A 21583-nucleotide genomic window follows, 5' to 3' on the forward strand; every position below is an offset into this window, starting at 1 on the left:
ATCATTCGATTGGTATTACTTTTACTATTTTAAAGCTCAATTATTGGGCCAGATTGTGAGGAGATCTAATGGTAAAGTATCTGAGTAAGCGCGTGTTCTACTTGGTGTTAACACTGTTCATCGTGACTACGATTACGTTCTTTATGATGAAGTTAATGCCTGGAACACCGCTAACGAATCAAGAAAAATTATCACCTTCTGAAATTCACACTATTTACCAACAATACGGGTTAGATAAACCTGTTTGGCAGCAATACTTGAATTACCTAGGTGGTGCGGTTACTGGTAATTTTGGAACATCCTTCCAATTCAGTGACCAACCAGTTTCATATTTAATTTTTAGCCGGATTGGCGCTTCCCTTCAATTAGGGATTCAAGCAATGATCATCGGGGTCTTGGCCGGAATTGTGGTTGGTGCAATTGGTGCCATTAAGCGAAATACTTGGGTTGATACTACCACCACGATTATTTCGATCTTAGGGGTATCTGTACCATCATTCGTTTTAGCCGTACTATTACAAAACTGGTTTGGACTCCAACTTCGGTGGTTCCCAATCGCTGAATGGGGTGGTATCAATTACACCGTTTTACCAACGTTAGCACTAGCAGCACTGCCATTTGCCGAAACGGCCCGATTCATGCGGACTGAAATGATCGATGTTTTAAATTCTGACTACATTGAATTGGCGAAAGCAAAGGGGCTACACCAAACTGGAATTATTTATCACCATGCTTTAAGAAACAGTTTGATCCCAATCATTACAATTGTGGGTCCATTGGCCGTTAATATTATGACTGGTTCAATGGTTGTTGAAAACATCTTCTCAATTCCAGGAATTGGTGAACAATTCGTTAAGTCAATCTTGACGAATGATTACCCAACTATCATGGGGTTGACGATTATGTATAGTTTCATGCTTTGTGTGGTATTGTTACTTACCGACATCGTTTATGGAATTATCGACCCAAGAATTAGAATTACAGGAAAGAAGGATTAGTCGATGGCAGATAAAGAAACTCAACAATTACCAGCTGATGCATTTGACCGTCTTCCTGACGGTGCGCATCTTGATAGTGAAAAAATTGCTGCGCCATCATTGACCTTCCTGCAAGATTCTTGGCGGCGATTAAAGCAAAACAAAGCTGCAATGATTTCACTTTGGATTTTAGTTATTTTATTCGTATTGGCATTTGGTTCCATGATTTGGTCACCAGCCAATCCAAATGCTACCAATCCTAGTCACGCTAACTTACCACCACGGATTCCATTCCTTGAATTTATTCCAGGGTTGAATGGAACGTTAGTCCAAAGCGGGACACGGGTTGATGCTTATGCTCAAGCTCACATTGCAAACGGGGTTAACTACTGGTTAGGAACCGACTACCTTGGTCGGGATTTACTTTCCCGGATTTTATATGGGACCCGGATTTCACTAACCATTGCCTTAGTTGCAACGTTCTTTGATTTAACAATCGGGATTGCATACGGGATGTTCTCAGGGCTTAAGGGTGGTGCCGTTGATAACGTTATGCAACGGATCATTGAAATCATGCTTTCAATTCCAAACTTGATTGTTATGGTGTTGTTAATTTTGATTTTGAAGCCAGGAATGCCTGCCATCATTATCGCAATTGCCTTTACCAGTTGGATCAATATGGCGCGGCTAATTCGGGCTCAGACGTTGGAACTAAAGGATCAAGAATTCGTGTTGGCTGCTAGAACCCTGGGTGAAAGTCAGTTTAAGATTGCGGTTAAGCACCTCTTACCGAACTTATCCAGTGTGATCATCATCAACACCATGTTTACGATTCCAAACGCAATCTTCTTCGAAGCATTCCTTTCCTACATTGGGATTGGGATTTCCGCACCAAAGGCTTCATTGGGGACGTTGATTAATAATGGTCAACAAAACTTCCAGTTCTTACCATATCAAATGTGGGGACCTGCGATTGTCTTGATCATTTTAATGCTCGCCTTCAATATCTTGGGTGATGGAATGCGTGATGCCTTCGATCCAAAATCTAGAAAGTAGGTGCTAATTTACGATGGAAAACCAAAATGATATTCTAGAAGTTCGTGATTTAAAAGTAAATTTTGATACTTACGCTGGAGAGGTCAAGGCAATTCGTGACGTTAGCTTCGATTTGAAAAAGGGTGAAACCCTTGCCATCGTTGGGGAATCTGGTTCTGGTAAAACGGTTACCACCCGGACGATCATGGGATTAATGGCCAATAATGCTAAGATTGCTGGCGGAAGTATTAAGTATAAGGATAAGGAACTCCTTAAAATGAGTGACAAGGAACTTAGTGGATTACGGGGAAACGACATTGCCGAGATCTTCCAAGATCCAATGACTTCCCTTGATCCCACGATGAAAATTGGGCGTCAAGTTGCTGAACCACTAATGATTCACCAGGGGTTAGACAAAAAGACCGCCATGGATAAGGCGTTAAAAATGCTGAAGTTAGTTGGAATTACCAATGCTGAAGCTAGAATTAACGATTTTCCACACCAATTCTCAGGTGGGATGCGGCAACGGATCGTGATTGCGATTGCGTTGGTTAATAATCCTGAAATTATCATTGCTGATGAACCAACCACGGCCTTGGATGTTACGATTCAAGCTAAGATTTTGGACCTCATGAATGAGTTAAAGACAAAAATTGATACTTCAATTATCTTTATTACCCATGATTTAGGGGTGGTTGCCGGAATGGCCGATCGGGTTGCTGTTATGTACGCTGGTAAGATTGTTGAATATGGAACGGTTGATGAAATTTTCTACAATCCAAAACACCCATATACTTGGGGACTTTTGAATTCAATGCCTACCATTAGTACTAAGGGGAATTCGTTACCATCAATTCCAGGAACGCCACCTGATTTGTTGGATCCACCAAAGGGGGATGCGTTTGCACCCCGGAACCCATACGTATTGAAAATTGATACGTTAGAACAACCACCTTTCTTTAAGGTATCAAATACGCACTATGCTGCGACCTGGTTGCTAGATAAGCGGGCTCCTAAGGTAACGCCACCAGCACAAATCGTTGAACGGCAAAAGACGTATGCTAAATTAAAGGGCGTGTCCTTAGAACAAGTCCAGAATGGGGGTGAATAGGAAGATGGAAAAAAAGAATGCACCAGTAATTTTAAATGTTGAACATTTAAAACAGTATTTTAATATTACCCGTAAGGATGCGGTTAAAGCCGTCGATGACATTAGCTTCCACATCTTTAAGGGGGAAACCTTTGGGTTAGTTGGTGAATCTGGTTCTGGAAAGACCACGACCGGTCGGGCGATTATTCGTTTATACGAACCAACTGCCGGAAAGATTACCTTTGAAGATGAAGATGTTTCCAAGTTAAAGGGGAAGCAACAACTCCAGAAGTTTAGACGGGATATTCAAATGATTTTCCAAGATCCATACGCTTCCTTGAACCCACGGATGAAGGTTCGGGATATCATTGCTGAAGGAATCGACATTAACCATCTTGCAAAGGATGAAAATGATCGTAACCAACAGGTTGATGAACTCCTGGAAACCGTTGGATTAAGTAAGGAACATGCGACCCGTTATCCGCATGAATTTTCAGGTGGGCAACGGCAACGGATTGGGATTGCTAGGGCGTTAGCCGTGAAACCCAAGTTTATCATTGCTGATGAACCAATCTCCGCATTGGATGTTTCCATCCAAGCCCAAGTTGTGAACCTACTAAAGAAGTTACAGAATGAACGGGATTTAACATTCCTATTCATTGCCCATGATTTATCAATGGTGAAATACATCAGTGATCGAATCGGGGTTATGCACTATGGAAAGATGTTAGAAATCGCCGATGCGGATGAATTATATGCCCATCCACTTCATAATTATACTAGAAGTTTATTATCATCAGTTCCATTCCCTGATCCAGAATATGAACGGAATCGGAAAGTCATCGATTATGATGCTGCTGAAGAAAATGATGGTAAGGAACGTTCAATGGTCGAAGTCGCTCCGGGACACTTTGTTCGTGCAAGCGAAGATGAAGTGCCAGAGTATAAGAAACGCCTAAGCGAAACACCACTTTTTAAAGAAGTTTAAAAAATAAGCACCATTAGGATATTTCCTGATGATGCTTATTTTTAGTAAATAAACACTTTAAAATGATATTAATTTAACAAATAGAAATTTTTATTATAAATTAAATTATCCATAATGGTTAAAAAAGAGTGTGATTAGATGTATAATATTTAGTATGAAACAATGAATATGTGACTGTTTATAAAAAAACTCGTTTTTTAAACTTACATAAAAAAGGAGACAAGTTAAATGAAATACAATAAGTTTGAGTATGAAAAAATAAATGATAAAAAAATCATGAAAAAAGTCAAAAAGAACTGGGTCGTAGTTTCCTTCTCAGTTCTTGGGATTTTGAGTACTGGTTTTGCTTATCAAGAAAACGTTCATGCTGATGTTAATGCTCAATCCACTAATAACTATGGGAATGGGTATCAGAATAGTTCAAATAATAACAGCGTGACAACATCAAGTAACAATACTTATCTAACCCAATCATCCGTTAATAGCTACCAATCTGCAACTAGTGGTCAAACTAATACTTACGTGACTAGTAGTAACACCACTTCAGGGAGTACGACTTCGCTTTATTCTACTTCATTATTAAATGGTAATAACACGGGAAACAGTTCCTCTAGTAGTGTTCAAAACAGCAATCAGGTTGTTTCAGATAACGCTAACTCAAGCAGTGTTCAAAGTAGTAATTACGTTGATTCAGCTAGTTCAAGTGTTAATAGTGTCCAAAGTGGTAATTCAGTTACCCCATCGGTTAGTTCTAATGACTCTAGTGACTTAAACACTCAATCACTCTACACTCAATCAGTAGTTGGGGCTTCCAGTGGCTCATCTGATGGTAGTCAATCCTCAGATAATAGTGCTGATTTGAGTAGCGCAGCTTTATTAGGGAACCTATCGGTGGATGATCGGATGGGTAACAGTGAAGATAGCTATGCTAGTAGTGTTGCTAGTGTTCAGGCTTCATTATCAATTGCATTAAGTAGTTTGAATGCACTGATTTCTCGAGCTAATTCTAGTTATAGTGATCCTGCTTATTTTTCTGGAGCTGATGCTATAAGTTCAACAACTTCATCTAAAGCAAGTAGTGCTAATGCTACCAATCCAAATAAATTTGCACTATCACTAGCTTCTTTAGTGGCTTCCTCGGTTGCCGATATTAAACTAAATGCTAATTCAATGTCATCACTTTATACTGCTTATAGTGCATTTATGAGCTCTGCTAATGAAGTTGTCCTTTCATGGACGACTCGTAGTTCTTCTGATTCTGATGTAAGTACTGCTGCATCTGATTTTAATACGGCCATTAGTTCTTATGGGAACATCTACAATACAATTTCATCAAATGGTGATAATTATTATAGTCAAACAACTTCTAACGCTAGTAACCTTGATACAGTATTGAGAGCTATAAACTATACTTCTCCTAATAGCTTTGTAAATGTTTCTTCTGCACTTAGTGTTGCCAGAGATGCTATTGCTACTAGTAGTAATAGTGGTGACTCTGCATATTCAGCTAAGGCATCATATTTTTCCTCCCTTGAAACAGTAGCTTCAAATAATGTAAATTTAATTACTAGTGATACCGCTCAGTTAAACTCTATTAGCTCAGTATACGCTATTTATAGTAGTGTTTATTCCAACTTTAACTTTGCTAGTATGGCTGCGTCTGTTAGTGCTGCTGAAAGTGCAATTAATGCTAATAGCTCCTCATCAACTGTTAATAATAGTCAAATTTCTTATTTTAGTACTCTTTCAAGTTTTGTAGGGTCTGGTTCTTCTAATTTTGTTTCATCGATCTACTCTTCTGCGGTTGAATTACAAAATACGGTTAATTCCTATGCTAATAGTATTCAATCAGATTTTAATGTGGAAAATCCTAATGTGAGTTCTACTGCAGCTACAGCTTATTCAGCTGTAACGCAACTTAATATTTATGCAGATCAAGGTAACTCACTTTTATCGAAAATTAGTTCTGCAACTTCTGCTTTTTATAAGTTCGTTCAGCCTGCTTCAAGTTTTACTGGAAACAATTCTCTTATCAGTAATTATTCAACTGAACTTGGTAGCTTAGTAAATTCAGTTGCAAGTAGTTACGCTGGTGCAGTGGGTTCAGCAAATTCCACTGCTTCCGCTAACTCTGGTGAAGCAAGTTCAGCTGTTACTAGCACTATTGCCAATTCAGCTGTGGTTTCTTCTACAAGTCTAGCTGGACAGAACTCAATTACTAGCTCAATTAATTCCGCATCTGGTAAGGTTAGTTCACTGGCTAGCGCCTACCCAAGTAATACAGTTGTTTCTACAGCTGCTTCAACAATTGCCAATGCAAGCTCAGTTGCAAGTGTTGCAGCAACAGCATTAAGTAGTAATAATAATGATGCTTCATTAGCATACGTTAGTGCATCATCTTACGCTGCCCAGGCATCGAGTGCTTCTTCAGAAGTGGCATCATTTGGTAATGCTGTTAATTCAGCAATTAGTGCTGTTAATGCATTTGCTAGTGCTGGAAATAGTTCAGCTGCTAGTTCTGCAATGACTACGGCAAATGATAATCAATCAGCTATGATTTCTGCTGGTAGTGCAGCTGCAAACGCAAATGCATCTGCAGCTTTAGAAGCTAGTGTTGCAGCTAGCGCTAAAACAGCAGCAGATAGTCAAGCTGCTGTGATTTCACAAGCAGCTTCCACTGCTTCTAGTGCAGCTCAAATTGCGATTAATAATACAAGTGGCGGTAATAGTGCCGCATCTGGTGCCTCTTCAGCAGCAGCTAGTGCTTCAGCTAGTGCTTCTTCAGCATCAACTGATAGTAATAAAGCTGGCTCTAACTCTGCATCAGCAAATTCAGCAGCGAGTGGTGCAAATAGTGATGCTTCAAAAGCATCTAGTAATGCTTCAGCAGCTAACTCTGCAGCTAGTGCTGCATCATCAACAGCAAGTAACCACCCTAATGATCCATCAGCTTCTTCAGCTGCCTCAACAGCAAACTCAGCAGCATCAACGGCATCTAGTGCTGCCTCAACAGCAAGTTCAGCAGCTTCAGCTGCAAGTTCAGCTTCATCAGATGCAAGTGCTGCATCATCAACAGCAAGCTCAGCAGCATCAAAAGCATCTAGCGCTGCCTCAACAGCTAAGTCTGAGGCTAGTGCTGCTTCTTCAGCAGCAGCAAAGGGTGATTCTTCGGCAGCAAGTTCAGCATCATCAGCAGCTAGCTCAGCATCTGCGGATGCAAGTTCAGCATCAGCAGATGCAAGTTCAGCCGCATCAAAGGCAGCTTCAGCCGCATCAAAGGCAGCTTCAGATTCAGCAGATGCCAGTTCAGCATCAGCAGATGCCAGTTCAGCAGCATCACAAGCATCCAGTGCTGCCTCAGCAGCATCACAAGCAGGGAACCGTGACGATGCTAACTCCGCTAATAATAGCGCAAGTAGCTACAATACTGATGCTTCCTCAGCTGCAAGTGGAGCTTCTAGTGCAGCTAGTGTTGCCGATTCAGCATCCACTGCTACTAGCTCTGCATCACAGGGAACAGCTAGTGCAGCATCCACCGCTAATTCAGCATCATCAGCAGTTGCCAGTTTAAATAGTAATAACAGTGATAATCCAGCCGTGTCCAGTGCAGCTTCCATTGTTAATTCAGCAAATTCAGTTGCTTCATCTGCAGCGTCTGATGCAACAATTGCTTCTAGCGATGCTTCTAGCGCTAAATCAACTGCTGATTCAGCAAACGATGCTGCTAAATCTGCCGCTACAGCAGCATCCAGTGCTGCGTCAGAAGCCAATTCTTATGCTTCACAGGCTAATTCTGCTCAATCTGGTTCTGAAGCTGCCAGTTATGCTAGTCAAGCACAAAGTGCTGCAAGCGTTGCATCTAGTGCTGATAGTACGGCACGTTCTGCTTCTAACGCTGCAAATTCAGCAGCTCAAGCAGCAACTAGTGCTGAACAACGGGCTCAAAGCGATTCAGCAGTTGCATCTAGCGCAGCAACTACTGCTAATAATGCTGTTAACTCTGCTTCCGCTGCCATTAGTAACGCAATTGCTAGTGATGGCTCGACAGTTAGCTCAGCAAGTAGTGTAGCTTCATCAGCTTCTAATACTGCATCGATTGCATCATCTAACGCTAGTGCAGATAGCTCATCTGCAAACACTAATTCTACTAACGCTTCATCTAATAGTTCTGTTGCCAGCTCTGCAGCTAGTGCAGCTAATTTAGCATCTAACACTGCTTCTAATGCTGCCTCAAATAATCCTGGTAACGCGGCAATTTCATCAGAAGCAAGTAAAGCAGCTAGTGCTGCTAGTGTAGCAAGTTCAGCAAATTCCGTTGCTAGTTCTGCTTCAGCAGTAGTATCGAGTGCTTCTGATACCGTATCAAGTGCTAATTCAGTTGCATCGAGTGCTGCCAGTGCTGCTAGTTCAGCATCTTCGATTGCATCGAGTGCCGCTTCAGCATTTAGTTCCGCTGCTAGCGCTCAAAATAGTTCAGCTGCTGCCAGTGCTGCTAGCGTAGCTTCTTCAGCTGCTTCCCAAGCAAGCTCAGATGCTAGCGTAGCTAGTTCCGCTGCTTCAACCGCAAGTTCCGCAAATTCAATTGGTTCCAGCGCTGCTAACAAGGCCTCGAGTGCCGCCAGTGTAGCTAGTTCTGCAGGATCAGTTGCAAGCGATGCTGCTAGCCAAGCTAATAGCATGGATAGTTATCAACCGGTTGATCCAGCATCAACTGCAAATTCTGGTAACAGCCAGGCATCATCAGCATCAAGTGCCACTTCTAGTGATGCTTCAGAAACAACATCAATTTCAAATGCAATGAGCGTTGTGGCTTCCAATGCAAACAGTGCTGCGAATGATGCTAGTGCTGCGAATGCTCAAACTTCTAGCTATGCTAGTCAAGCAAGTAGTAAGACCAGTGCAATTGGTAGTTTGGCATCTCAATATTCACAAAATTCAGAAATTGCAAATAGCTTGGCTTCGGCTACTTCTTATAATGCAATTGCTCAATCTGCATCTTCAGTTGCTGCATCTGCAAATGATGTTGCTCAAATTGACAGATCAGGTGCATCATCCGCCTCAAATGAAACTTCAACTCAAAATTCGATTGCTCAATCAGCTGTAAGTACCGCTAGATCAGCCTCAAATTCAGCTTCATCTGCTTATGCTGCTGGTAATTATAAATCTGGTAATATATTTGCTACGCAGGCTTCGCAAGCTGCTGCGGATGCTAGTTTAGCAGAATCTAGAGCTCAGTCAGCATCACAAGTTGCTGCTTCAACCGCTAATAATGCATCATCAGCTGCCAGTGTTGCAAAGTCCGTAGAAGCTGTTGCAGCTAGTGCTAATGATAAGATTACTTCTGTATTTAGCAACGCAAGTAGTGCTGCTTCTACTGGGAATAGTGCTGCAAATTCTGCATCTAGTGCTTCAAGTGAGGCTTCGAGTGCATCTTCAGCAGCATCAAGTGATGCCAGTGCTGCTTCTAGTACTGCCAGTGCCACAGGTAGCAGTACCTCCGGTGCTTCAAGCGCTAATTCTAATGCTTCAAGTAGTAGTAGTAATGCAAGTAAGGCAGCTAGCGAAGCTAGTTCCGCTAACTCAATCGCATCTGATAATTCTGATACCAGTAGTGCTGCTTCAACAGCTAGTTCAGCTGCTTCAACAGCTAACTCTGCTTCCTCAACCGCCAGTTCTGCAAATAGCGCTGCTAGTTCTGATGCTTCTAAGGCCTCCAGTGCTGCTTCCACTGCCGGTTCTGCAAATAGTACTGCCTCTAGTGCTGCAAGTATTGCCTCCAGTGCTGCTAGTGCTGCAGCGAGTGCTGCTTCTAAGGGTGACAGTTCCACAGCATCTTCAGAAAATAGTATTGCCTCCAGTGCTGCTTCCACTGCTAGTTCAGCTGCCTCAACCGCTAGTTCTGCAAATAGCGAAGCCAGTTCAGCATCAAATGCTGCTAGTTCTGATGCTTCAATTGCCTCAAGTGCTGCTTCAACCGCTTCGAGTGCCGCTTCAATCGCCAGTTCTGCTGCCTCTGATGCTCAATCAACTGCAGCTAGTTTAGTACCTTCGAACACATCATTGAATCCATCACGTGCTTCTGACGCTGCCAGTGTTGCGGTTGCTAACTCCCTTAGTGCTAGTGCCGACGCAAAGAAAGCTTCAATTGCCAGCTTAGATGCTTCGGTTAAGAGTAGTGAAGCAAGTGCATCGACTATCAATGCGAATAGCGCTGCTTCAGTTGCAGCAGCAATTGCCAAGTCTAATTCTTCAAATGGTGCTATAAGTAGCCTTGCATCTGATGCTAGTGCTGCTGCTTCAACAGCTCAATCTGCTAATTCAATTGCATCAGCTGCATCAAATCAAGCGAGTTTGGCTAAATCAATTACTGATAGTGCTTCTGATGATGCCAGTGCTGCGGTTAGTGAAGCGAACAGTGCAGCCTCCGTAGCGAGTGGGACAGTTAGTCTAGCAAATTCTGCATGGTCAGCTTATAATGCAGATAAGTCTAATAGTTCTGCCAAGTCAATTGCTGACTCTTTATCTGCCGTTGCTTCTAGTGCCGCTAACGCTGCAAGCTCAGCAGCATCAAAAGCATCTTCTGCACTTAGTGTAGCTAGCTACGCTGCAGATTCTGCAGTATCTGCAGCTGCTATTGCAGACTCAGCTGCAATTGTCGCATCTAAAGCTGATACCAGAGCAAACAATGATGCAAGTGCCGCAGCATCAATCGCTGATGCGGCATCTAGTGCTAATTCTGAAGCATCCAGTGCCTCCAGTGCTGCATCTAGTGCTGCTGCTTCAACTGCTAGTGAAAATAGTTCTGTTCAATCTAAAGCTAGTTCAATTGCTTCTGAAGCATCCAGTGCGGCTAGCGATAATGCTTCAGCTAGTTCGGTAGCCAGTTCAATTGCCTCTGAAGCAAGTAAGTATCCAGATAATTCTTCTATGCAATCTGAAGCTTCTGCCGCTGCTTCAACTGCTAGTGCTGCTTCATCTGCTAACTCGGCAATGCAATCAGCTAATAGCCAAGCCTCGAGTGATGCTTCTGTTGTTTCTAGTGCTAACTCAGTTGCTAGTTCTGCTGCATCTGTTGCTCACTCCGCTAGTGAAGCTGCATCTAGTGCTGCTAATGCTGGTAACCCATCGGCTGCTGCTAGTGATGCCTCTGTAGCTAGCTCCGCTGCTTCGACTGCTAGTCAAGCTTCTTCAACTGCTAGTCAAGCTTCTAATGACTTATCCAGTGCTACTAGTACTGCAGCTAGTGCATCTAGCGCATTAAGTTCTGCAACTAGTGCAATGAGTTCTACTGCTAGCCAAGCTAGTTCTACTGCTAGTTCTGCGTACTCTGCTAGCTTATCATCTGCAATTGCTTCTGCTAATTCAGCATTTAGCAGTGCTTCCAGTGTTGCTAGTTCAGCCACTTCTAACGATCCATTTGGGTCTAGTTCAGCCTCATCAATTGCGAGTGGCATGAGTTCTGCATCGGTTGCGCTTTCCATTGCCGAATCTAATGCGATGGCCGCATCTAGTGCTAATAATGAATCGGGAGTTTCCAGTGCGGTTAGTGAAATGAATAGTGCGGTTTCAGCTGCTGAATCAGTTGCTAATGCTGCATATAGTGGTTCATTTAATGATAATCCAGCAAGTAGAGCTGCAATTGCTGCTTCAACTGCATCTAGTGCTGCCTCTGTTACTAATAGTGAAGCTGTTGCTGCAAGTGTTGCTGCAAGTAGTGCTGGTTCTTATAATAATCAAACGCTCTCCTTGAATAGTAAGTATCCATCAGTTTCAATGTCTTCATATGCATCTGTTGCATCTACCGCATCTTCATTAGCTGATAGTGCTGCTTTTGAAGCTAGTTCCGCTAATAATTTGGCTCATAATTTAATTAACACTTCAAGTAGCTTTGCAGTTGATGCATCTGTTTATCAATCAGAAGCTTATAGCGCAGTTTCTGCCCATGATATGGTTGCTGCAAGTTCGGCTCTTTCTCAGGCTCAAAATTCAGCTCTACAGGCTAGTAAAACGGCTCAAAATGCAAAGGATTTCGCTTCTGAAGCTAGCCAGCAAAATTCAATTGCGCAAAGCGCAGAACAAGTTGCTGGTTCTGCATATAGTGCAGCATCAGCATTGGCAAGTTCTGCTAACTCCGGTTCAGGAAGTGGTTCTAACCCATCCAGCTCTGGATCGAGCTCCGGCTCAGGTAGCAGTGCAACCCCATCCAGTTCCGGCTCAAACTCTGGTTCAGGTAGCAGTGTCAACCCATCCAGTTCCGGTTCAAACTCTGGTTCAGGTAGCAGTGTCAACCCATCCAGCTCTGGTTCAAACTCTGGTTCAGGAAGTAGCGCTAACCCATCCAGCTCTGGTTCAAACTCCGGATCAGGAAGCAGCTCCACTCCATCAAGTTCGAGCTCGATTCCAACCCCAAGTTCAGGAAATGGTGGGTACACACCTTCAAGTAATCCATATGTTCCTGGACCTACGCCATCAAATCCTTATGCACCTAGCTCATCAGCTTCAAATGGATCTAGTTCCACTTCTGGGTCTAGTTCCACTTCAACAAGTGGAAGTGCTTCTAGCTCCGGTAGCAGCTCCAATTCAGGCACTCCTGCTAGTTCTTCACCAGCAAGTACTGCATCTAGCGCTGCAAGTACCGCATCTAGTGCAGCAAGTACTGCATCTAATGCTGCTACTAGTGGAAATGTTAATCCAAAGAATCCATCTGCAGCTAGTGCAGCCTCAAGTGCAGCAAGTAAAGCCTCAAGTGCAGCTAGTGCAGCTAGTTCAGCTGCAAGTATTGCAAGTAGTGCTCAGAGTGCAGCTAGTTCACAGATGGCAAACGGAAATTCAAGTGCTGCTGGTTACTATAGTGCGGTTGCTAGCTCAGCTGAATCTCAAGCGGTTGCATTGGAATCATTAGCAAACAGTTATGCTAGTGATGCTGTAAGCTATGCTAAGCAAGCGCAAACTGGTTCGGCTGGTTCTACAACGACTTCTACTGATAAGGCTACCTCAGATTACAATGCTGGACTTGAATCTGGATATGCAACCACTTCACTTTCACGGAGTAATCTCCGTGGTAAGTCTGAAGAATACCGGAAGGGGTATGTTGAAGGATTTAACAGACGCTTAGCTAAAAAGCCATTACACATCCAAGTTATTAAGACTATCTACAAGTACGATAAGGCTACGTTTACTAAGGACGGTCGGAAACAGAAGTTGACCAAAAAAGTTCGTGATAAGCAGCAACAATACAAGGTACTTGGAATTACTCTTTCTAAGGCTGGTCGGGTTCGTTACATTGTTAAGGGCGGTTATGTAACTGCTAATAAGAATTTTGTAATGAATGCTTACTACCAAGCTGCTGATTTAAAGAATTCTAAGAGTGCGCGGGTTAAGGTTATTAATTCTAAGGGGATTTACACTTATAAGACCCTTAAGTACACCAATGATGCGCGGATTAAATTCTTAAAGAAGAGTGATAGTTCCACTTACAAGGTAGCTAAGGTTGTTCCATATAAGTCAATTACTAGATTTAAGACTAGTGATGGTCACTACCTAACTACTAATAAGCGGTTCGTAAAGTTTGATGACGAAAAATAATCGTTACTAAATAAAAAAGATTCGGATTTTAAAATCCGAATCTTTTTTATTTGCTGATTAGTCAATGCGATTATAGTATTCAATTGCTGGTTTATTATCCGTAACCACCATTTTAGTTATGCTGCCATTACGAATTGGCTTTGAGATGTCAAAGTCACTGTATTGTTCGGTGATCCAACGAATGATGCTACCATGAGCGGTAACTAAGACGTTATCGCCGTCCTTAGCATTATCTAAAATTCGCTTTAAACCGGGTTGGAAACGAGCTCTGATCATGTCATCATCCTCAGCTTGTTTGTAAGGGTCGGCACTGCGAATTAGAGTGGCGGTGCCGCCCATTCCGTGTTTTTTAAGCATTTCGCTAAAGTCATATAGGCCTTCGGGGCCACCGATGAAGTGCCAAGCTTGGCCGCTATCATTTCCTTCAAAGTAACCAAAGTTTTCCTCACGAAACGCTTTGTCTAAGGTGGGTTCTTTAATGCTGGATTGGTTTTTAGCTAGGATGTGGCGACCAGTGTTAGCAGCTCGTGGTAAATCACTTGAGTATGCGGCATCGAATACGACAGCTTTAAGACGCTCACCAGCATTGTCAGCATCAGCAATTCCCTTTTTAGTAAGGGGGGCATCGATGATTCCTTGAATTCGGTTATAAAAATTGAGATAGGTTTGACCATGACGAACAAAATAAATATTTACGGTTGTCATAAAAATCCTCCTAGGCATCATTATTTGTTACCCTAATTTTATCATATTTATAAATTAAGGGAATTAATTGCTATTTTATGGCTTGATAGTTTTTTATTGAGCGAATATATGCTAAAATATTTAGTCAAGTTTCGAAGTTAGGGGAGAAAAAAATGGCTGACTCGATTAAAGAATATGAACAACACCATTTAGACGTGGTAGAAGATGAAATTAGAACTCAGAAACATAAGTTTGAATTAAGTGTGAAAAAGGCTGAGCGTGATGAATCAGCAATTCAAGATAACTTTTATAACGATGTGCGCTTGAACTCGGGCACTTACAGCGGCCTGATGGATACCTCCGTATCGATTCGACAACAACAACAGTTGTTAGATGAACGTCAAAATAGTTGGAATAGTGCTACGGCACAGGTTGAAAAGCTCACCCGCCTGCAGGAGCGCCCATACTTTGCTAGGATTGATATTCATGAGCACGGTGAAAACCGCGATGAAAAAATCTATATTGGACTAGCATCGTTAGCAGATTCACCAGATCACTATTTGATTTACGATTGGCGGGCGCCAATTTCCAGTATTTACTATGAAAATAAGTTGGGGGAGGTTAAGTATGCAACCCCCGATGGTGAACAAACGGTTGACGTAAAGCTAAAGCGCCAATTCCAAATTGAAAATGGGAAGATTCAAACGATTTTTGATACCGATGCTGCGATTGGTGATCAATTACTGCTCAAGAACCTCAGTAACCAGTCTAGCACCAAGATGAAGAGCATCGTAACCACCATTCAACGCGAACAAAACCAAATCATTCGGGACACTAAATCGGACCTCCTTTTCGTTCAAGGGGCCGCTGGTTCCGGAAAGACCGCGGCCGTTTTACAACGGGTTGCGTTTTTACTTTACAGATACCGGGGGAATTTAAATTCATCCCAAGTGATTTTATTTTCACCAAACCAGTTATTTAACGATTACATTAATCAGGTGCTCCCAGAGTTGGGTGAACAAAACATGGTCCAGATGACGTACTATCAATACGCTAGTCATCGGTTGCCCAACCTTGAAGTTGAAAACCTTTCCCAGCGGTTCTTAGAAGATAATTCAGGGGCAACACACAAACGGAAAATCAATGACTTTAAGAGTAGTTTGGCCTACTTTAAAGCCGTTACGAATTATGCTGATAGCCTAAATCACGCTGGGATGCACTTTAGAAACATCAAATTCCAGGGTTCCATCTTGTTCAGCAAGGAAATGATCCGCGATATTTACTATGGATTTAACGACAACTATAACCTGCGGAACCGAATTGATGGGACCCGTGAATCACTAGTGAAACGGTTGAACCGGCGAATCAAATCCGAAATGAAATCCAAGTGGGTTGAAAGTGCAATTCAAGATTTAAGTGATGAGCAGTTACGGACGATTCGAATGGGGCATCCGGAAGAATTTGCGGATCCTGATGCTGAATACCGGTTCTTAGCTAAGCATATTGTAATTGGAGCCTTTAAGAAGGTGCACCGGCAAATCATCCATAACCGTTTCTTGAGCATTAATAATCAAGTTGTGACAATGCTAAAGCAAATGCCCCAATTAATTGATTTAAGCAATCATCAGATTACAGCGGTAGAATGGCAAGCGGGGATTAATTCAACGGTTAAGGGCCTTAAGAACGGCCAAATTTCAATGGCTGACGTCTCTGCTTATCTCTACCTCTATGATCGAATGACTGGTCGTCATGTTAATCGTGATATTCGCTATTTATTCATTGATGAAGTGCAGGACTACACGCCATTCCAATTGGCCTTTTTAAAGTATAGTTTTCCACGAGCGAAATTTACGTTGCTAGGGGACTTGAATCAGGCCATTTTTACCCATGAAAATAGCCATAGTATGATGCGCGATTTAGCAACCATGTTTGATCCTGAAAAAACGCGGGTGATCGAATTGAATAAGTCTTATCGCTCAACTGAACAAATCACCGACTTTAGTAAGTACCTATTGGGGAGCGATTCAAAGATTGAATCATTTGCTAGACAGGGAGCATTACCGGTAATTAACGTTACCAAGGATCAACCAGCGGCGTTAGATGTATTGCAAGGGGTAATTGAATCTGAATCCGGCGAAACGATTGCGGTGATTGGCAAAACCCTGGCTGATTGTATTCAGTTGAGTAGCCAGTTGAACGACCGGGGAATCAAAAATAATTTACTACGGACCGAAAATCAACGGCTAACCAATGGGGTGTTAGTAATTCCATCCTACCTAGCTAAGGGGCTTGAATTTGATTCAGTAGTTATGTGGGATGCTTCCAAAAAGCAGTACCCAGGTGAAGATGACCGGCAACTCGTTTACACGATTTGTACCCGGGCAATGCATGATTTAACTGTAATTGCTGAAAAGGAGCTATCACCTTTATTCAGTGCGGTTCCTGCTGAACGGTACCAGTTAAAGTAGGTGGTCGTTATGAGTAAACCAATTAATTACTATTCATTTACGAAGGAAAAGTGGCGTCAGTTTTATTCTGCCCGGTCATTGCCAGTGACAAAGAAGGGGTTAAAACGAGTTAAGGCTTTTAATGATGAAATCTCGTTAAAGGATGTTCGAGACGTATATATTCCCTTAGTGCATCTTCTTAGGTTGCGGACCAATAGCTTTGATAGTTGGCAGGCGACGCGGGCTGATTTTTTACAGCAGCCCCACCGAAAGATTCCGTTCATTATTGGAATTTCTGGAAGTGTTGCGGTAGGAAAATCCACTACTGCCCGGCTGTTAGAGTTATTGTTAACCTACTTTTTGAAGGACAAAAAGATTCAACTGATTACGACTGATGGGTTTTTATACCCCACTGCAGAGTTAAAACGGCGTGGTTTAATGGATCGCAAGGGGTTTCCGGAAAGCTACGACATGGCCCGGTTGATTTATTTTTTGGATCAAGTCAAGGACGGGCAGAAAGACGTTAAAGCACCTGTCTATTCGCACGATGTCTATGATATTATCCCGAATCGCTATGATATTATTGACCGTCCGGATATTTTGATCATTGAGGGGATTAATACGCTGCAGCTGCCCAGTAACCAGCAAATCTACGTCAGTGACTACACTGATTTTTCAATTTACATTGATGCCGACCCGAAGCTGATTGAGAGCTGGTATTTGGATCGTTTCGAAAAATTAATGGATACGGCGTTTATGAATCCATCCAATTATTACTACGATTACGCTACTGGTGACCGGAAAGAAGCAATCCAAATGGCCAAGCGGGTCTGGCGGGATATTGATCTGCCAAATTTAAGTGATAACATCCTCCCAACCAGGAGTCGGGCCAATATGATCATTCATAAATCAACCCACCACATGATTGATGAACTATTGTTACGGAAATACTAGAATTTAATTTGACCTCAACCTAGTTTATCGATTATCATTATTACTAAATACAGAAATTGTTTGAATTATGTGAAAGGGTGTAACGGCTTGGCTAATATTGATTTATCTGCATTCGATAAGATCTTGGTATTAGACTTTGGTAGTCAATACAATCAATTGATTACCCGTCGAATCCGTGATTTGGGCGTTTACTCAGAATTAAAACCCCATACGATGACTGCTGAAGAAGTTAAGGAATGGGGGCCTAAGGGAATTATCTTCTCTGGTGGTCCTAATAGTGTTTATGACAAGGATTCACTCAGTGTTGATCCTAAGATTTTTGAATTAGGGATTCCAATCTTGGGAATTTGTTACGGGATGCAATTGATGGCATACACCCTTGGTGGTGGGGAAGTTAAGTCTTCCAATGGTCAATATGGCCACGCCGAAATTGACGTTACGGAACAAGATGAACCGACCCTCTTTACTGGCCTTCCAGAAAAGCAACCAGTATGGATGAGCCATGGTGATTTAGTTACCAAGGTTCCTGATGGATTCGAAAGCGTTGCAACGACTGAAGAATGCCCAATCACTGCAATGCAAGATACTGCTCGGAAGTTTTACGGGGTTCAATTCCATGCTGAAGTGCGGAACACTAAGTACGGGACTGACATTCTTAAGAACTTCGCCTTCAATGTTTGTGGGGCGAAAGCTAACTGGACAATGGATGACTTCATTGACCTACAAGTAAAATCAATCCGCCAAGAAGTAGGGGACCAAAAGGTAATCCTTGCTCTTTCTGGTGGGGTTGATTCCAGTGTTGTAGCCGCACTTTTGAACCGGGCAATTGGTGATCAATTGACTTGTATCTTCGTTGACCACGGGCTAATGCGTAAGAATGAACCTGAAGAAGTGATGAAGGCCTTAAATGAAGATTTAGGGGTTAACATCATTAAGGTGGATGCTCAAAAACGGTTCTTAGATAAGTTAGCCGGCGTTTCTGATCCTGAAAAGAAGCGGAAAATCATTGGCAATGAATTTATTCAAGTATTTAATGATGAAGCCGCAAAGCTTAAGGATATCAAGTTCTTAGCTCAAGGGACTCTATACACTGATGTGATTGAAAGTGGGACTGACACTGCTCAAACCATCAAGTCTCACCATAACGTGGGGGGACTTCCTGAAGACATGCAATTTAAGTTGATTGAACCACTTCGCTCACTCTTCAAGGATGAAGTGCGGGTCCTTGGAAAGAAGTTAGGAATTGCCGATGACCTTGTTTGGCGGCAACCATTCCCAGGACCTGGACTTGGAATTCGGGTGATTGGTGCAATTACAGAGGAAAAACTCCATTTGGTTCGTGAAACCGACGCGATCCTACGTGATGAAATTGCGAAGGCCGGTTTACAACGTGAAGTTTGGCAGTACTTTACCGTTCTTCCTGGTTTCAAGAGTGTTGGGGTAATGGGTGATGGCCGGACTTACGAATACACGATTGCGATTCGAGCCGTTTCATCAATTGATGGGATGACGGCTGACTTTTCACAAATTCCATGGGATGTCCTATCCAAGATTTCGACGCGCATGGTTAATAGCGTGAAGGGGATTAATCGGATTGTGTATGATATTACGAGTAAGCCACCTTCGACAATTGAATGGGAATAAAGAATAAATTAATATACTGAACCCCCGACTTAAAAGATGGTTTCATTTCAATACAAAAAGGCGGCTAAATGATTTAAATTCATTTAGTCGCCTTTTTACATTCCATTCTTCAAACCCAATTATTTACGGACTTGACCATTGCCATTAATCACGTACTTATACGACGTTAGTGCTCTTAGGCCCATTGGACCACGCGCATGGAGTTTTTGGGTGGAAATCCCAATTTCAGCCCCAAAGCCGAATTCAAATCCGTCGGTAAAGCGTGAAGATGCATTAACGTACACACACGCTGCATCAACCTGTTTTTGAAATTGGACCCCCGCTTGGTAATTATCAGAAACGATTACTTCCGAATGGTGGGTTCCGTGTTGATTAATGTGTCGAATTGCTGCTTCCTCAGAATCAACAACCTTAATTGCAATGACTAGGGCGTTATATTCAGTATCCCAATCTTCAGGATTGGCAGGGATTACATCACTAACAATTTGCCGAGTTGCATCATCCCCACGGACCTCAACTCCGTTATCACGGAGCGTCGCAATGATTCCCGGCAACATATGCTTGGCAACGGCCTGGTGAATTAACACCTTTTCGGTCGAATTACATACGGATGGTCTCTGCACCTTCCCATTGATAATAATATCGGTGGCCATTTGTTCCTCAGCAGCTTGATCAACATAGATGTGACAGTTACCAGCACCGGTTTCAATCACTGGAACGCTGGCGTGCTTAACGACTGTTTGAATTAGGCGAGCACTCCCCCGGGGAATTAAAACGTCTACGTACTCGGTAAGTTCCATAAACTGTTGGGCTAATTCGTGGGATGGGTCATCAATAATTTGGATGATATTCGGATCCAAGTGATGTTGTTCAAGAACCGTTCTTAGAATCATTGCTAATTGTAGATTGGAGTGCAGGGATTCCCGTCCACCCCGTAAAATAACGGCGTTACCGGCCTTAAAACAAAGGCCCGCAGCATCGATGGTTACGTTGGGCCGGGCTTCATAAATCATCCCCACCACCCCGAGAGGCACCCGTTGCTTAATTACCCGCAGGCCACTTTCGGTTTCCCAACCACCGTCGATTTCGGCAATCGGATCCTTTAAGCCGACTAACTTGCGCAGTCCGGTAGCCATCCCTTCAATGCGGCCTTCATCTAACGTTAGCCGGTCGATGAAGCGGGCTTCAACTGCTGAATTTGCAAGGTCTTTTTCATTGGCTGCTAAAACGGCGGCGGTTTGTTGTTCTAGGGCATCTGCAAACGCCAAGAGGATGTCATTTTTTTGCTTAGTCCCCAGGTTACTAATGGTAAAACTAGCTTGCTGGGCTTGTTTGCCCAATTGAATTAAATCGTCTTTATTCATTTGTTCGTCCCTCCGGCTGAGTAGCACTAAAGTAGGTTCCTACGTTAGCACCGTTAATTAATTGCTTGATAACTTCAGGATCCTCACCGTTTAAAATTGCCATTTCTCGATGGTGATCTAAAATGAGCTTAGCTGCATTGAGTTTAGTAGCCATTCCACCAGTTCCAAACTGTGAACCGTGGCCACCAGCAACCTTCATCAGCTTAGCATCAATTTTTGGCACCCACTCCAAGAGTTTAGCAGTAGGATCCTTTTTAGGATTCGCATTGTAGAGTCCGTTAATGTCCGATAGGATCACCAATAAATCAGCTGCAACAAAATTAGTGACGATTGCAGCTAACTGGTCATTTTCACCAAACGTAGTCCGGTGGTCAAATTCATCAACTGAGACAGCATCGTTCTCATTAATGATTGGAATGACGTTATTTTTAAGAAGCGTATTAATTGTCTGTAACACGTTGCGCCGGCTCTTAGGATAGTCGACAACGTCGCGGGTTAGCAACAATTGAGCCACCGTTTGGCCAGTTGCTTTAAAGTGGTCGGAATAAATATCCATGAGCTCACTTTGCCCGATTGCTGAGAGGGCTTGTAATTCACCAATTTCACTGGGCCGCGTTTTAATCCCGACCGTGTGCATTCCCACCCCAACGGCTCCGGAGGTCACTAACAAGACTTCGTGTGCTTTGTTAAGTTCACTGAGGACGCGGGTTAATGATTCAATTACCGACAGTTTAACGTCACTATCAGCATTAATGATTGAACTAGTTCCAATTTTAATAACAATTCTGTGATATTTATTTGGCATAATCTGTATC

At 42.7% G+C, this 21583-nt stretch carries 11 protein-coding genes; 8 read left to right on the forward strand and 3 right to left on the reverse strand.

What is annotated here, in order from left to right; all coding sequences use genetic code 11:
• Positions 1-68: 68 nt before the first annotated feature.
• From opp3b to HZL42_RS02695, 5 genes are all read left to right on the forward strand, one after another.
• Positions 69-998: an oligopeptide ABC transporter permease gene (gene opp3b, locus HZL42_RS02675; RefSeq protein WP_219054163.1), complete on the forward strand. Its 930-nt coding sequence runs from the start codon at positions 69-71 to the stop codon at positions 996-998.
• A gap of 3 nt (positions 999-1001) precedes the next feature.
• The gene (locus HZL42_RS02680) at positions 1002-2033 is read left to right on the forward strand and encodes an ABC transporter permease (RefSeq protein ID WP_219054164.1); all 1032 of its coding nucleotides are present in this window, start codon (positions 1002-1004) and stop codon (positions 2031-2033) included.
• A 13-nt stretch (positions 2034-2046) separates the two neighbouring features.
• Positions 2047-3123: an ABC transporter ATP-binding protein gene (locus HZL42_RS02685; RefSeq protein WP_219054165.1), complete on the forward strand. Its 1077-nt coding sequence runs from the start codon at positions 2047-2049 to the stop codon at positions 3121-3123.
• Positions 3124-3127: 4 nt separating this feature from the next.
• Positions 3128-4090: an ABC transporter ATP-binding protein gene (locus HZL42_RS02690; RefSeq protein WP_219054166.1), complete on the forward strand. Its 963-nt coding sequence runs from the start codon at positions 3128-3130 to the stop codon at positions 4088-4090.
• A 228-nt stretch (positions 4091-4318) separates the two neighbouring features.
• Positions 4319-13675: a DUF5776 domain-containing protein gene (locus HZL42_RS02695; RefSeq protein WP_219054167.1), complete on the forward strand. Its 9357-nt coding sequence runs from the start codon at positions 4319-4321 to the stop codon at positions 13673-13675.
• A 57-nt stretch (positions 13676-13732) separates the two neighbouring features.
• On the opposite strand, the gene HZL42_RS02700 is transcribed toward HZL42_RS02695, so the two are convergent.
• Positions 13733-14380, reverse strand: a complete 648-nt coding sequence (locus HZL42_RS02700; protein WP_219054168.1) for a histidine phosphatase family protein — start codon at positions 14378-14380, stop codon at positions 13733-13735.
• Between the two features lie 152 nt (positions 14381-14532).
• Here HZL42_RS02700 and helD point away from each other — a divergent pair, with 152 nt between their 5' ends.
• The 3 genes from helD to guaA all read left to right on the forward strand — a co-directional run bounded on the left by helD (position 14533) and on the right by guaA (position 19404).
• A complete protein-coding gene (helD, locus tag HZL42_RS02705; RefSeq protein WP_219054169.1) occupies positions 14533-16827 on the forward strand; it encodes an RNA polymerase recycling motor HelD in 2295 nt (764 codons plus the stop codon).
• Between the two features lie 9 nt (positions 16828-16836).
• A complete protein-coding gene (gene coaA / locus HZL42_RS02710) occupies positions 16837-17760 on the forward strand; it encodes a type I pantothenate kinase (RefSeq protein WP_219054170.1) in 924 nt (307 codons plus the stop codon).
• Positions 17761-17847: 87 nt separating this feature from the next.
• Complete coding sequence (gene guaA, locus HZL42_RS02715) at positions 17848-19404, forward strand: glutamine-hydrolyzing GMP synthase (RefSeq protein WP_219054171.1); 1557 nt, start codon at positions 17848-17850, stop codon at positions 19402-19404.
• 119 nt (positions 19405-19523) lie between these two features.
• Here guaA and HZL42_RS02720 read toward each other — a convergent pair whose 3' ends face one another.
• Together HZL42_RS02720 and proB are read right to left on the reverse strand one after the other, a co-directional pair.
• Positions 19524-20768: a glutamate-5-semialdehyde dehydrogenase gene (locus HZL42_RS02720; RefSeq protein WP_219054172.1), complete on the reverse strand. Its 1245-nt coding sequence runs from the start codon at positions 20766-20768 to the stop codon at positions 19524-19526.
• Positions 20761-21573, reverse strand: a complete 813-nt coding sequence (gene proB, locus HZL42_RS02725; protein ID WP_219054173.1) for a glutamate 5-kinase — start codon at positions 21571-21573, stop codon at positions 20761-20763. The genes HZL42_RS02720 and proB overlap by 8 nt, the downstream gene beginning before the upstream one ends.
• Positions 21574-21583 lie beyond the last annotated feature (10 nt).

The sequence above is a fragment of the Lactobacillus sp. Sy-1 genome, assembly GCF_019303535.1.
Taxonomy (GTDB): Bacteria; Bacillota; Bacilli; order Lactobacillales; family Lactobacillaceae; genus Nicoliella.

Excerpts from the sequence above, each read along its gene's own strand:
- opp3b (WP_219054163.1), top strand. The coding sequence starts at position 69 with ATGGTAAAGTATCTGAGTAAGCGCGTGTTCTACTTGGTGTTAACACTG.
- HZL42_RS02680 (WP_219054164.1), top strand. The coding sequence starts at position 1,002 with ATGGCAGATAAAGAAACTCAACAATTACCAGCTGATGCATTTGACCGT.
- HZL42_RS02685 (WP_219054165.1), top strand. The coding sequence starts at position 2,047 with ATGGAAAACCAAAATGATATTCTAGAAGTTCGTGATTTAAAAGTAAAT.
- HZL42_RS02690 (WP_219054166.1), top strand. The coding sequence starts at position 3,128 with ATGGAAAAAAAGAATGCACCAGTAATTTTAAATGTTGAACATTTAAAA.
- HZL42_RS02695 (WP_219054167.1), top strand. The coding sequence starts at position 4,319 with ATGAAATACAATAAGTTTGAGTATGAAAAAATAAATGATAAAAAAATC.
- HZL42_RS02700 (WP_219054168.1), bottom strand. The coding sequence starts at position 14,380 with ATGACAACCGTAAATATTTATTTTGTTCGTCATGGTCAAACCTATCTC.
- helD (WP_219054169.1), top strand. The coding sequence starts at position 14,533 with ATGGCTGACTCGATTAAAGAATATGAACAACACCATTTAGACGTGGTA.
- coaA (WP_219054170.1), top strand. The coding sequence starts at position 16,837 with ATGAGTAAACCAATTAATTACTATTCATTTACGAAGGAAAAGTGGCGT.
- HZL42_RS02720 (WP_219054172.1), bottom strand. The coding sequence starts at position 20,768 with ATGAATAAAGACGATTTAATTCAATTGGGCAAACAAGCCCAGCAAGCT.
- proB (WP_219054173.1), bottom strand. The coding sequence starts at position 21,573 with ATGCCAAATAAATATCACAGAATTGTTATTAAAATTGGAACTAGTTCA.